Annotated in this window: 11 protein-coding genes; 5 read left to right on the top strand and 6 right to left on the bottom strand. The window is 69.7% G+C overall.

The window, feature by feature from the left end; genetic code table 11:
* Positions 1-28: 28 nt before the first annotated feature.
* The gene (gene hutG / locus JHD82_RS26835; protein WP_199139789.1) at positions 29-886 is read left to right on the top strand and encodes an N-formylglutamate deformylase; all 858 of its coding nucleotides are present in this window, start codon (positions 29-31) and stop codon (positions 884-886) included.
* Positions 887-977: 91 nt separating this feature from the next.
* Here the strand turns inward: hutG and JHD82_RS26830 are convergent, their stop codons facing one another.
* Genes JHD82_RS26830 through soxR form a run of 3 tightly spaced genes read right to left on the bottom strand, consistent with a single transcriptional unit; the run spans position 978 to position 2,118 of the window.
* Positions 978-1,358 (bottom strand): T6SS amidase immunity protein Tai4 family protein, encoded by a 381-nt coding sequence (locus JHD82_RS26830; RefSeq protein WP_199139787.1) that lies wholly within the window; start codon positions 1,356-1,358, stop codon positions 978-980.
* Positions 1,355-1,591: a T6SS effector amidase Tae4 family protein gene (locus tag JHD82_RS26825; protein ID WP_374191668.1), complete on the bottom strand. Its 237-nt coding sequence runs from the start codon at positions 1,589-1,591 to the stop codon at positions 1,355-1,357. Before JHD82_RS26825 ends, JHD82_RS26830 begins: the two co-directional genes overlap by 4 nt.
* 23 nt (positions 1,592-1,614) lie before the next feature.
* Positions 1,615-2,118 (bottom strand): redox-sensitive transcriptional activator SoxR, encoded by a 504-nt coding sequence (soxR, locus tag JHD82_RS26820; RefSeq protein WP_012202096.1) that lies wholly within the window; start codon positions 2,116-2,118, stop codon positions 1,615-1,617.
* Between the two features lie 223 nt (positions 2,119-2,341).
* Here soxR and JHD82_RS26815 point away from each other — a divergent pair, with 223 nt between their 5' ends.
* The gene (locus JHD82_RS26815; RefSeq protein WP_199139783.1) at positions 2,342-2,725 is read left to right on the top strand and encodes a hypothetical protein; all 384 of its coding nucleotides are present in this window, start codon (positions 2,342-2,344) and stop codon (positions 2,723-2,725) included.
* A gap of 31 nt (positions 2,726-2,756) precedes the next feature.
* Positions 2,757-3,590: an AraC family transcriptional regulator gene (locus JHD82_RS26810; RefSeq protein WP_034397632.1), complete on the top strand. Its 834-nt coding sequence runs from the start codon at positions 2,757-2,759 to the stop codon at positions 3,588-3,590.
* A 20-nt stretch (positions 3,591-3,610) separates the two neighbouring features.
* Here JHD82_RS26810 and JHD82_RS26805 read toward each other — a convergent pair whose 3' ends face one another.
* The 3 genes from JHD82_RS26805 to JHD82_RS26795 all read right to left on the bottom strand — a co-directional run bounded on the left by JHD82_RS26805 (position 3,611) and on the right by JHD82_RS26795 (position 10,797).
* The gene (locus tag JHD82_RS26805; protein WP_199139781.1) at positions 3,611-5,587 is read right to left on the bottom strand and encodes a reverse transcriptase family protein; all 1,977 of its coding nucleotides are present in this window, start codon (positions 5,585-5,587) and stop codon (positions 3,611-3,613) included.
* A gap of 307 nt (positions 5,588-5,894) precedes the next feature.
* Positions 5,895-7,622: an SWIM zinc finger family protein gene (locus tag JHD82_RS26800; protein ID WP_199139779.1), complete on the bottom strand. Its 1,728-nt coding sequence runs from the start codon at positions 7,620-7,622 to the stop codon at positions 5,895-5,897.
* Positions 7,623-7,653: 31 nt separating this feature from the next.
* Positions 7,654-10,797: a hypothetical protein gene (locus JHD82_RS26795; RefSeq protein WP_199139777.1), complete on the bottom strand. Its 3,144-nt coding sequence runs from the start codon at positions 10,795-10,797 to the stop codon at positions 7,654-7,656.
* Positions 10,798-11,251: 454 nt separating this feature from the next.
* Here JHD82_RS26795 and JHD82_RS26790 point away from each other — a divergent pair, with 454 nt between their 5' ends.
* On the top strand, positions 11,252-12,466 hold the full coding sequence (locus JHD82_RS26790; RefSeq protein ID WP_199139775.1) for an efflux RND transporter periplasmic adaptor subunit: 1,215 nt from the start codon (positions 11,252-11,254) through the stop codon (positions 12,464-12,466).
* Between the two features lie 13 nt (positions 12,467-12,479).
* Positions 12,480-13,421: efflux RND transporter permease subunit (locus JHD82_RS26785; RefSeq protein ID WP_199139773.1), on the top strand; the 942-nt coding region annotated here is incomplete at its 3' end.

The following is a 13,421-nucleotide window of genomic DNA, read 5'->3' as shown; positions in this document are numbered from 1 at the left end:
CCCTGCAATCCTGAGGCACCCGCATGCCATGGGCCCGCAAAATCCGCCAGAAACGTTCCAGAATCACACCATGACCGATACCGCTCCCCCTCCCTTCGTCTTCCACCAGGGCACGGCGCCGCTGCTGATCTCCATGCCGCATGCGGGCACCCATGTGCCTCCCGACATCGCCGCGCGCCTGACCGAGGAAGCCCGCCACGTGCCCGACACCGACTGGCACCTGCCGCGCCTGTACGAGTTCGCCAAGGCCATGGGCGCCTCCATCCTCGTGGCCACGCATTCGCGCTATGTGGTGGACCTGAACCGTCCGCCCGATGGCGCCAGCCTCTACCCGGGCCAGAGCGTCACCGGCCTGTGCCCCGTGGACACCTTCGACGACACGCCGCTGTACGCCGACCCGGCCGATGTGCCTGCAGACGCCGAGATCGCCGCGCGCCGCGAAGCCATCTGGGGCCCGTACCACGCACAGCTGCGCGCCGAACTGGACCGCCTCAAGGCCGTGCACGGCACCGTGGCGCTGTGGGATGCGCACTCCATCCGCTCGGTGCTGCCGCGTTTCTTCGAAGGCAAGCTGCCCGACCTGAACCTGGGCACCGGCAAGGGCACGAGCTGCGCGCTGGAGCTGGCCGAGCATCTGCTGGCCATTGCGCAGACCGCGCCGGGCCACACCGCCATACTCAACGGCCGCTTCACGGGCGGCTACATCACGCGCCACTACGGCCAGCCCGAGGCCGGCATCCACGCCGTGCAGCTGGAGATGACGCAGTGCAGCTACATGCAGGAAGCCCTGCCCTTCGACTACCTGCCCGAGCGCGCCGAACAGATCCAGCCCACGCTGCAGCGCATGCTGCAGGCGGTGCTGGACTTCGTGCGCAAGCCGACCTGACACGGCGCCGCGCCGGGGCCGCAGATCTTCATCGTCTGCATGGGCGTATTGCCTTGCAGCGTTGACCGGCTGGCCCTTTCTGTGTCCCGGCCTACCTGACCTTCACACTCTTCACTGCCTTGGAGGTGATCCGGTCAAGCTCCTTGCTGTGAAACAGGTCAATGCACTTCATTGTGTTGAATTCCGAGGGCACTGAGCCGCCGTATTTCAGGGCAACATACTTGGCAACCAGAGCCCGGAGGTCGTCATACACGGCCAAGTCTTGTTGACCAAATTCCAGGTAGGCTCCGGCGGTGGACCCGGCGTCCCTGGCCGTGCGCTCGTCCTGAGCCACTTGCGCCAGGCAAATGCTGAGCGCCCAATTCTTCAGAAGGGTCTTCTGGCTGTACTTGCTTGTTTGCGGGAGCGTCTGCGCCTGCACGGTTGCGCAAGCGATACCAGCCAAGACCCATAGCAGGACTGCGGGCTTCATGGCAATACCCAAATGGATGCCATATCGGGCACGAACGTGCCGTTGTCAGGGTCCGACATCAAGTGGCAAGTGTCAGAGCATTCTGTGCCGTTCCATAGGGTCACATGGCCGATTGCGTTGCCCCATCCGTGGCCTTTGACGACGATGATTCCCACTCCATCCATGTACTGTCTACCGTCAGCCCCACTCACGGTTTTGTAGGTGCTGCCCTCCGGAATTGGAAATCTCGTCATGTTGGGAACATAGCTCATCCTGATCAGCCTTCGTCGTGGCAGTGGCCCGGGCAGGGCCCGCCCATGGCCACGGGCGGCGGGTCGCCCAGCCAGCGGCGCGGCCCGGGGCCGTTCTGTGCGCACAGGTCGCCGGGGTTGTGCAGCACGCAGTGGCGCAGTGAGAGGCAACCGCAGCCAATGCACTGGTCCAGGCTCTCGCTGAGCCGCTGCAGCTCGCCTATGCGGTCGTCCAGCCGCTGCTTCCAGACCCGCGACATCTTCTGCCAGTCCCCGCCCGTGGGGACATGGCGGCTGGGCAGCTTGGCCAGCTGCTCGGCGATCTCCTCCAGCGTGAAGCCGATGCGCTGGGCGAACACCACGAAGGCGATGCGCCGCAGCGACGAGCGGTGGTAGCGCCGGTGGCCGCTGGCGCTGCGCACGGACTCGATCAGGTTCAGCGACTCGTAAAAGCGCAGCGCCGAGGCCTTGACCCCGCTGCGCTGCGCCACGTCGCCGATGCTGAGCAGCGGATCATCCTCGGTTTTCATGGTGGCTTTCCTTTGTGGCTTGACTTCAAGTTCACTTGAACTCGAAGAATGCGGCCATTCTGAGCGAAAGCACAGGAACAGGGCAACCGGGTCTGTACCGCCCATGCGAGCGTACTGGCCGGACTGCGAAATTCTTTGGCTGAGTGCTGCAATGACGCAGCTGCCGTTCATTCATACAGTAATGGGTCTCATTTGTATTGAATGGCATCGGCCGGAGGTTTCCATGTACATCGACAGCAGCAGCTTTCCCCTGGTCCGCATGGGCTACGAGCGCGACAAGGCCGTGGCCGTGGACCGCTTGCTGGAGGACTTCTCGGCCCTGCTGGCCCGCGGCCAGGCCTTTGTCTTCTTCAGCGACGGCGACATGTCCCAGGAGGAGCGCTCGCCTGAGGAGCGCAAGCAGGTCGTGCTGTGGATGAAGGCCCGCCGCCCCGAGCTCAAAAGCCTGGTGCGCGCCCTGGTCCACGCCGAGCCCGATGCGCAAAAGCGCGCCGAGGCCGAGGCCTTCGCACAGATGTTCGGCAAGGCCTGGGGCTATCCCATGCTGCTGGTGGCCTCCCCCGAGGAGGCGCAGCAGCGTGCACGGGAGCTGCTCGGGTCCGATTGATGACCGATTGACATGAACTGAGAGAAACACCATGAATGCCGTGGATTCAGCCCTGCTCAAAGTCCTGCCCGAGAGGTGGGACCCCGACCATGTGGACCGTCCCGTGATCGTCCTGCCCATGCGGTCGGGCCCCGGCGACTGGGGGATGAACTTCCATGCCCACCGCAAGAGCCAGCTCATGGTCACCCATGCGGGGCTGATCACGCTGGAGACCGATGCGGGCGTCTGCGTGGTGCCGCCGCGCAGCGCAGCCTGGATTCCGGGCGGCACGCTGCACCGCGTCAGCTGCAGCGGTGCGGCCAGCGGCTACGTGGTCTTTGTCGAGGCAGGGGCCGTGCGCCCCGTGCCCGGACCTTGCCATGCGCTGGCCGTCTCGCCCTTTCTCAGTGCGCTGCTGGACCGCGTGCAGGGCCTGCCGCAGGACTACGAGCCCGACAGCGGCGATGGCCGGCTCATGCAGGTGCTGCTCGACGAGATCCAGGCGGCGCAGCCCGAAGGACTGCACCTGCCCCTGCCGCACGACCGGCGCCTGCGCCGCATGACCAACGCCCTGTGCGAGCAGCCGCAGCTGCAGGCACGGCTGGCCGACTGGGCCCAGCGCATCGGCATGAGCGAGCGCAGCATGACGCGGCTGTTCCTGGCCGAGACCGGGCTTACGGTCAACCAGTGGCGCCGCCAGCTGCATGTGCTGACCGCACTGCAAAAGCTGTCCGAGGGGCTGCGCATACAGACCGTGGCAGATGCCCTGGGCTACGAGAGCGCACCGGCCTTCGTGACCATGTTCCGCAAGGCGGTGGGCACCTCGCCGCGCCGCTTTCTGGCGCTTCGCAGCGCACCCGTGGCGGGCGGGGCCGCAGGCCTCTGAGGCCTGCGGCCCCGCGAACATCACGACAGCCGCAGCCCCAGGCCCAGCAGCACGGCCACCACCATCGCAGCGGCAAAGACATCCCAGCGCCGTATGCGCCGGTAGCGCAGGAGCAGGACCAGCACGATGCCGATCAGCGTGATCAGGCGTGCCTGGAACACCGTGCCCAGCAAGAAGCAGATCACGATCTGCGTCCAGTAGGTCAGCAGGCCGGGCATCGGCGATGGGCCGGGTGCCTGGGCGTCGGGGCCCGGCGCCTGTGCGGGCTGCTGCTGCGGCGTGTCCACGGCCGGCCGTGCGGCCGCAGCTGCCTGGGCGCGTGCGGCCTCGCGCTCCTGCAGCCGCTGTTCGCGCCGCTGCTGGTCGGTCTTCTCGATCACGGGTGCCGCCGGCTCGGCCGGCTGCCACCACGTCTTGCCGCTGGCCAGCGCAGGCGCCTGCCCGCTGGCGGCCAGACGCCGGAACTGTGCGCTTGCGGGCGGCTGCGCACGCGCCGCCGCGCGGTCCTGCCGGCTGGCCTGCAGCAGGGCATCGTTGGCGCGGTCGATGGGGCTGCGCGTGAGCTGGCGGGCCTGGCCCAGCAGCGGGCCGCCCTGCACGGGGTCGACCTGGTACACGAACTGCGCCAGTCCCAGCAATTGCGAGGGCTGGGCTGCCTGCCCCTGCCAGTGCGCCGGCTTGCCGGCGCTGGCCTGCGTGGCGCGGTGCAGGGCGGCGCGCAGGCGCCTGCGCGTCTGGCGCGATACGCCGGGCTTGTCCGCGTTCACCACCAGCCCCGTGACCTCCTGGCGGCGGCCCTTGCGCATCACGCGCTCCTTGTCGGGGTGGGGCGTGAAGCCTTCGTCGCGCAGTATCCAGCGCACGCGGCCCAGCAGCCGGCCCACGTTGTCGCGCGCGGCCTCGCCCGAGGCCGAGAAGGTCAGGTCGTCCGCATAGCGCGTGTACACAAAGCCCAGCTGCCTGGCCAGGCCCAGCAGGCGGCGGTCCAGGCGGCGGCACAGCAGGTTGGTGAGCATGGGGCTGGTGGGCGCGCCCTGGGGCAGCACGCGCTCGCGCGCCTTGCCGCCGACGAAGAGCTTTTCGCCATCCACCTGCCAGGCCTGGGCGCGGTTTTCGCTGCACAGCAGGGCCAGGAGGGTGGCCATGGCCTCGCCATAGCCCAGATGACGGAATACTCCCTTGATGCGGCCGAAGGCAATGCTGGGAAAGAAGTCCTTCACATCCAGGTTGATGACCACGTCGTGGCCCGCATGCGGCGCGGCATTGCTCACGATGGAGCGGCCGGCCAGGAAGCCGTGCGCGGCATCGTGCGCGGGCACCTTGGCGAGGATGTTGTCCAGCACCCAGTACTGCGCGCGCTTGAGGCGCGGCATGGGCGCGGAGATCAGCCGCTCGCCGCCGGTCTTCTTGGGCAGGGTGAACGAGTGGTAGTGGTGGGTGCGGGCCACCTCGCGGTGAAAGCCCAGGAAACGCAGCTCGGCCACGGTGATGCCCATGGCATCGGCCAGCTGCGCCGCATCGGCAAGTTCCGGCAGGCCATGCCGGGCCAGCCTTTGCGGGTCGGCCTGCCGGCGTTCCCCGGCAGCAGGCGGTGCCTCACCGGCCTGCGGCCCCTGCAGGGCAGCGGAGACGCCGGGGCCCAGATAGCCCACGTGCGTGGCCCGCTTCGCATGCCAGGCCAGCGCCTTGTCGTGGCGCTCCTGGGCCTGGCGGCGTTTGGTTTCCTCGCGCTGGGCCAGCGCCTTTTGCATGCGCTCCTTGCGCATCTGGCGCAATGCGCGCTCGGGGTTCTGGCGCACGGCGATCTGCTGGCGCAGCTGGGCCAGTTCGCGCTGCAGCTCGCCTTCGCGCTGGATGTGGGCTGCGGCCAGCTGCGGCTGTCCCTCGCCCTTGGGCCAGAAGCCCAGGCGCTGCATCTCGTCGAGGATGACTTCCTGTTTGCTGGAGGCCTTGATGCGCTCGTAGATCTCGGCGCGTGTGGGTTGCGGCTGGCTCATGCGGCCACCCCGGCAAGGCGGGCCCGGCCGCCGTGCGGCGGGCAAAGAAATGGAGCGACGCGCTTCTCGTCGAAGAGCCCGCAGGGCTCACGGGACGGGAGCTGTTCGCTCGACGCCACCCCGCGACGGTATGCGTGTTTCGCTTGTGGCAAGCCACTCAGGAAAACGCATACCGTCGCTGGGGTGGCACAGTGAAAACGGCGCCCGTGGTGCATGAAACGGCAGTTCACAAGGGTGGCGAAACACCACCCGGATTGCAAGAGCCTGCGCGTCGCTCCGCGTGGCAGTGTAGAGCAATTGAAGCGGTTCACGCGATTTCTCCTTGTCCTGCGGCCTTCATCTGCAGGCCGGTCGGCTGGCGGGCGGCATCGAGCTGGGGCTGCGCCACCAGGCGCAGCGCAATCATGTGCTCGCAGGGCCCCTGGCGCAGCCGGTACTGCTGGTAGTGGTTGCAGCTGCAGTGCGCATCGGTCAGGCGTTCGTCGGCATCGAGTTCGAGCTGGGTGTCGAACAGGCGCTTGCCGTCGGCGCGCGGGATCTGGCCGGTGATGCGGCTGAACCCGTCCTTGCGGTCGATGCGCGGCGGGGCAATGGCCTTGCCGCGCACCAGGGCCAGCGCCTTGTCCTCCTCGGGGCTGGCGGGCTGCAATTGCTGCGCCGTCAGCGGCTCGCGCAGCAGTTCGCGCCAGGCGTAGCGCCCGGCGTCCAGGTCGTAGACCGCGCGCCCGGCCTGCATCCAGCGTGTCATGGCCGTGTGCACCTGGGCCGGGGCCAGGCCCGTGGCCTGGGTCAGATCCTGCGCGCCGGCCTGCCAGCACGACTGCAGCTGCCGGCCCACGGCCTGCACATCGGCAGGCGTGACCTCGGCCTGCGGCGCCATCAGGTGAAAGCGTGCGCTGGCGGCCCAGTCGTTGGCGCTCCAGCCCGACAGGCCCAGCGTGACCGTGACCAGGCCCAGCTCGATCACCCAGAAGCTGGGCATGCCGCTGCCCAGCAGGTGCACGCGCACGCGCGTGGCCTGGGAGATCAGCCGCTCCAGCGTGAGCAGGCGGCGGCGCCCCCACAGGCGGATGGTGCCGCCGCCCGTGCCCATGGCATCGCTGACGACGTGCGAGCGCCGGGTGGCCAGGCGCTCCTCCCAGGGCTCGAACACCACGGTGGGCGGCTGTCCCGGCGCCAGCTCGAAGCGCAGCGCGCGCGGGCCGTGGCGCTCGCGCCGGGCACGCAGACGTGCGCAGATGTTGAACAGGTCCATGGGATGCAGCTCCAGCACGGTGGCAGGCAGGGCCATGGCGCTGGAGACCTGCACGAAGCCGCGCAGCCAGCTGTCGGGCAGGTCGATCTTTTCCTCGCGCAGCGCGGGGTCGCCGCCCACCTGCACGGCAAAGCCGGCCGGGTCCAGCGTCAGCCGCGTGTCCCGGTAGTTGCGGATCTTCTGGAATTCTTCGTAGAGGCTGGCCGAGTAATCGATGTTGGTGGTGCCGCAGATGCGCTCGCCCGCATGCTCGAAGGCCTCGTGCCGGATGCTGACCGCGCAGTAGCTCGACTCGTCCTGGCTGAAGGCCTCGAACAGCAGCCGGTCCGGGTGCACGGTGATCACGGGGTCCAGCACATACCAGGCATCGCGGTTGGCCACGAACAGCCAGTCGAAGTACTTGCGCTGGGCCTTGTAGAAGGGGGAGAGCACCTGGTTGCGGGTCTCGCGCAGGTTCTTGAGTTCGGCGCTGATTTCCTTGGCGCGCGCCTGGGCGCCGCCGGTGTCGGCCATGAAGGTGGCCAGCATTTGCGCTTCGTGCTCCTGCAGCCATTCGCGGTAGGCCGTCTTGTCGCGGCCGCGCGTGCGCAGGTCGCTGACCACCACGCTGTGCAGCGCGGACAGCCCTTCGCGCACCTGCAGGTAGGCCGGGCCGTCGCGCCGGAGCAGGCCGTCGAAGCGCGTGGATGGGCGCAGCAGGTCGGGCGCGAAGGAGAAGGCCTGCTCGGCCGCCGTGTCGTTGACCTGCGTGCTGCCGTAGTACTGATAGCGAAATTCCATGTCCGATCGACTCCGTGCCTTGTTGCGGCGCTCAGGTTGAAGACGGGGCCTGGCCGCGCCGCTCCGCCGCCAGGGGCTGCATGAAGCTTTGCGCCAGCTGGGGATGGCGCTGCACGATGTCGCGCAGCCCGGCCACATAGTCGGGCTGGTCGGCATGGCTGGCGCTGACCACCTGCCGCGCAAAGATGGCCGCCACCACGGCGGCGGTCTCGGGCGCCTGCACCTGGCTGCGCAGGAAATGCAGCACGCGCGTCTTGCTGGCGCGCGCGCGGTGCACCTGGCTGAGCACGGCCAGGAAGTAGGGCTGCAGCTCCTGCAGGCGCGCCGCGCGCTGCGGCGCGGGCTCGTCGGGCAGGGCGAGCAGCCATTGCGTGACGAACAGCTGCACGCTGGTGGCGGGGTGCTGGGCCAGGCGCGTGAGGAAGAGGCTGGCCTCGGGCGCGCTCATGTGCTGCGCGAGCCGCTGGCGGCCCAGGGCCTGCACCCAGGGCTGGGCGTGATCGACCCAGCCGAGCAGCAGCTGCGGCGACAGGGCGCCGTCCGGCAGCCGCTGGCCGAACATCTCGCGTGCGTACTGCTGCGTGTCGGCAAACAGGGCGTCGGCCAGCGGCAGCAGCTGTTCGGCCTGCTCGGGCAGGGTCCGGTCCATGGGGGTGAGCTGCGCATCGATGCTCTGGCGGCTCAAGGCGCGCACGTCGGCATCGGCATGCCGGGCCAGCGTGGACCACTGGCGCAGCGTGTAGGCCTGCAGGTCCAGCGCCTTCAGGCCCCAGGCGCCGTAGCGCTGTGCGCCCTTGGCCTGCGCCTGCAGGGCGCGCCAGATGCCCGAGGCATCGCGGGCCGGGGCCACGGCGGCCAGCGGGCCGGTGAGCAGCCGCAGCGCCGCGTCGTGCACGCCTTCGGCCTTTTCCGCGCGGAACAGCACCTCGTGCAGGCGCTCGGCGATCTGGGCGTTGCAGCGCGTGTTGTACAGGGGAGTGCCGGCCAGGCGCTCGACCAGGGGCGCTGCCGCTGCACGCAAGGCGGCATGCGGTGATACGGCGAATTCGGCCAGCATGGCGGCCTGCTCGCACAGCAGGTCATCGGCCAGGCTCCCCATGAGCCGTATGCCGCAGGCCATGCGCGCAGGTTCCTCGGATTCCAGCAGCCCGCGCAGCGCCGCCGGCGGCAGGGTCCGCAGGCCCTGCGGATGCGCCAGCAGCCAGGCGGTGGCCATCTCCACCAGCGCCGTCACCGAGTGCGCCAGCAGGTGGTGCAGCGGCGGGGCCGGGGCGCTGGCGGCCTGCGCAGCCAGCGGGCCGTTGCCATCGAACAGCGCCTGCACGGCATCGCGGATATCGGCCAGCGCGGGGCTTTCGGCGTCCAGCGTGGGCAGCGCCGCCAGCAAGGCCAGGGCCACGGCTGCACCATCGGCATAAAACAGCAGGGCCAGGCCCTGGGTGCGCGAGCTGGCGGCCGGTGACAGCAGCAGGGCGGCCACCAGTTCGGCATCGCGCGCGGCGCCTGCGCGGTCACGCGACAGCCAGGCGCCCAGGTAGCTGGCGGCAGGCCCGTCGCCGCATTGCGCAAGCGCCAGCAGCCAGGGCCGGCGTGCCGCATCGTCGGTCAGCGAGACCATGCGCTGCTGCGCGATCCGAAGGCCCAGCGCAGCCGCCGGTGCATAGGTTTTGTGCAGCAGCGGCGCGGTGGCCGCTGCATCGAGGCCGTCCAGAAAGGCCTTCTGGTCCTGCAGGGCGCGCGTGAGCGACCACAGCAGCAGCGGGGACTGCGAACGGCCCACCAGTTGCAGCAGTTGCCCGGGGTGGGCATCCCACATGGCCGAAAGCCCTTCCACGCGCTGCGCGGGCAGCTGCTGCAGGTCCAGCGGCTCGTCGGTGTACCAGGTGTGGGCGCGGGCCGAGGCATGCAGTTGCGGCCAGTGCGGCAGCAGCAGCCGGGCGGCGAGCAGCCAGCGCGATTCGGGCAGGCGGCCGGAGCGCGAGGCAGGCTGGCCCGCGCAGCAGCGGTCCATGGCCTGGAGCAGGGCTGCGGCATGGGCGGCGCTTTCGCTGTGGTCGGCCGAGGCCATGCGCCGCAGCTGGCGCCAGCCGCGCAGGCGCAGGTACAGCGAGGTGTCGCGGCTGAAGACGGCACCCTCGTCGCGCGGGCCATCGAAGCGCGCATGCAGCACGGCCAGCAGGGCGTGGTCGCGCCGCCACTCGGCACGCTTGTGGATGCGCCGCAGGGCCGGCCACCATGCGCGCGTGAAGGGGATGCGCTCCATCCAGGCCAGCAGCTGCTGGTGGACGGCGCCGTCGTGCGCGCCCAGCGCATCGGCCGCCAGCAGCGCCTGTGGCTCAAGGGCCTGGAAGAAGGCCTGTTCGGCCTGCGGTCCGTCCTCTTTCGGGCCGTTTTCCTGAGGGGGAATCCCGGCCCACTGCGCCTGGTACTCCTGCAGCGCCGCCTGGCGTTCCTGCGGCTCCAGCAGGGCCAGCCAGGCCTGGTGCGCCAGATCGCGCGTGGCCTCGCTGGTGCCGCGTTGCGAGAGCGCCTGCAGGGCCACTGCCGCGCCGCCATCGCCCAGGCGCCCGATGAGGTAGGCCAGGCAGTAGTCGAGCAGATCGTCCCCCGTGCCCAGCAGTGCCACCAGGCGTGGAACCTGGGCATGCAGCAGGCGCTGGGCGGCGCCGCTGCGCGCGGGGTCCGCATACTCGGCCAGCCGCCACACCAACCGGGCCTGCTGGCCCGAGGGCATCAGCCGCCAGGCGCTGCCGTCCAGGCGTTTGCACAGGGCGGAAATGGCGCCGGCCTGCAGGGCCGACTCCGGCAGGCCTGGCGGCACCGTGGCCTGTCCCGGGGCCGGGCCGGGGGAGGGCGCCGGGCCTGCTTCAGCATCCAGCTCCGCAAAGCCCTCATGGGACTGCAGCACATCGCCCGCGCCCAGGCGCTGGCGCAGGTAGGCCAGCGCGCGCTGGCGTGCAGGCTCCAGCGCCTGGGGCAAGGGGGTGAGCGTGCTGTCATCGACCTGCGCGACGACGCCTGCCTTCAATTGCGTGACCTGCAAGGTCACGACATGGCGCGCTGCGTTGGCCGTGGTGTCGCCGCCCGGCATCTCCAGGGCCAGCACCCTCACGGTGCTGATGCGTTCGTTGCGTCCCTGTGGCCGGGACAGTGTGGCGTGAGCAAGCAGATTCATGCGGCAGGCATCCAGTGCTTTTCCATGGAGGGTGTCGGCGTTCGTCGGCGTTTTTGGCGGTTCTTGGCAATGCCTGGCCGCCACCCTGGGTCAGATGGCCTTGCAGTGTAGTGTTGGCGTCCTGCAGGTGCGGCAACGCGCGTGTGTCCGTCTGTGCGCGCCTGCGGCCGGCCGGGCCTGTCCAGGTCTTTCCAGGTCTTCTCAGGTCGTTCCTGGTCAATTGCCGCTGCGCTTGTCCGATCCGGCCAGCGATATCCCTGGCAAACCGTCCTCAATTTTCGTGGTGTCTTTGCGCGCGGATCTTGACTTCAAGTTCACTTGAACTTGAAGAATGCAACCCATTGTGAGCAACCGCCTGGAAGGCCTCCAGAGCCTGCGGTCCCGCCCCTTTTTCCGGCCCCGCCGCAGCCCCGGCAGCAGGGCCTTGCCCATCCCCCTCAAGGAGAGTCGATCCATGCCCGTTCTTCCACCGCCGCCGTTGCGGCGTGCCCTGTTCGGAGGCGCCCTGGCGGCGCTGGCCCTGCTTGCCGGCTGCCGCCCGCAGGCCGTGGGCGATGCCCACGCCAGCGACGGTCCGCCGCCTGCGCCCGAGGTGCTGGTGAGCGAGGTCGTGCCGGCCAGCGTGCGTGTCTGGGACGAGTTCAACGGCCGCATCGATGCCGTGGAGTCGGTCCAACTGCGCCCGCGCGTGTCGGGCTATATCGAGCGCATTGCCTTCAGCGAGGGGCAGGAGGTCAGGAAGGGCCAGTTGCTGTTCGTGATCGACCAGCGGCCCTACCGCGCCGCCCTGGCCAGCGCCGAGGCCGAGCTGGAGCGCACGCGCGCAGGCGCCGCGCTGGCCCGCACCCAGGACCAGCGTGCCCGCCAGCTGGTGGCCGAGCATGCCGTCTCGCGCGAGGAAGCCGATACGCGCGCCGGCGCCCTGGCCCAGAGCGCCGCCCAGGTGCGCGCCGCCGAGGCCGCGCTGGCGGCAGCCCGGCTCAACCTGGATTTCACCGAGGTGCGCGCGCCGGTCTCCGGCCGCGCGGGCCGCGCCCTGCTCACCGTGGGCAACCTGGCCCAGGCCGACCAGAGCGTGCTGACCACCGTGGTTTCGCAGGACCCGGTGTATGTCTACTTCGATGCGGACGAGCACAGCTTCCTGCGGCAGCAGCAGGCCGCCAAGGACACCAAGGGGCGGCCCGGCGTGCAGCGGCCCGTGCGTGTGGGGCTGGCTGGCGACGAAGGCTTTCCGCATGCGGGCAGCCTGGACTTCACCGACAACCAGCTCAACGCGGGCACGGGCACGGTGCGCATGCGCGCCCGCCTGCCCAATCCCGACCGCCTGCTGACGCCGGGCCTGTTCGCGCGCGTGCAACTGCAAGACGCGCAGGGCGCGGGCGGCGAGCGGCAGACGCTGCTGATCGACGACAAGGCCGTGCTCACCGACCAGGACCGCAAGTACGTCTATGTGGTGGGCGAGGGCAACAAGGCCGAGCGCCGTGACCTGGAGCTGGGCCGCATGGTCGATGGCCGGCGCGTGGTGGACAAGGGGCTGGCGGCGGGCGACAGGCTGGTGGTCGGCGGCCTGCAGCGCATCTACTACCCCGGCATGCCGATCAGCCCCAAGCCTGCGCCCGGCGACGGGCAGGCGGCGGTGGCCAAGGCGCCGGCCGTGGCCGCGCAGTGAACCGGGAAGCACCATGGACTTCTCCAAATTCTTCATAGACCGGCCGATCTTCGCGGTCGTGCTCTCCATCATCCTGTTCGCCGTGGGGCTGGTCGCGATTCCGCAGCTGCCCGTGGGCGAGTATCCCGAGGTCGTGCCGCCCAGCGTGGTGGTGCGCGCCACCTATCCGGGCGCCAATCCCAAGGAGGTCGCCGAGTCGGTGGCCGTGCCGCTGGAGGAGGCCATCAACGGCGTCGAAGGCCTGATGTACATGAAGTCGGTCGCGGCGTCCGACGGCAGCCTGCAGGTGGTCTCCACCTTCCGCCCCGACGTCGATCCCGACACGGCCGCCGTGCGCGTGCAAAACCGCGTCAGCCAGGCCCAGAGCCGTCTGCCCGAGGAGGTGCGCCAGTTCGGCGTGACCACGCAAAAGCAGTCGTCCACGCCGCTGATGTACGTGGGCCTGGTGTCCCAGGATGGCCAGCATGACGCGCTGTACCTGCGCAACTACGTCACGCTCAAGATCAAGGACGTGCTGGCACGCATTCCGGGCATTGGCGACGTGGGCATCTACGGCGCGGGCGACTACGCCATGCGCGTGTGGCTGGACCCGGACAAGGTGGCCGCGCGCCAGCTCACGGCGCCTGAGGTGATTGCCGCCATCCGCGAGCAGAACATCCAGGTCTCGGCCGGGCAATTGGGCGCGCAGCCCAGTCCGCAGAGCGCGGACAAGCTGCTGTCCATCAACGTGCGCGGGCGGCTGAAGACGCCCGAGGAATTCGGCAGCATCGTGCTCAAGGGCGGTGCGGACGGCCAGGTCGTGCGCCTGGCCGACGTGGCCCGCATCGAGCTGGGCGCCAGCGACTACACGCTGCGCTCGTGGAGCGACAAGAAGAACATGGCGGCCGTGGGCATCTTCCTGTCGCCCGGCGCCAATGCGCTGGGCGTGGCCGAGCAGGTCTACGCGGCCATGGAC

This window comes from Delftia sp. ASV31, assembly GCF_016428765.1.
GTDB classification, from domain to species: domain Bacteria; phylum Pseudomonadota; class Gammaproteobacteria; order Burkholderiales; family Burkholderiaceae_C; genus Comamonas; species Comamonas acidovorans.
The sequence above is the reverse complement of the archived record's forward strand: the minus strand, read 5'-3'. Positions and strand labels throughout refer to the sequence as shown.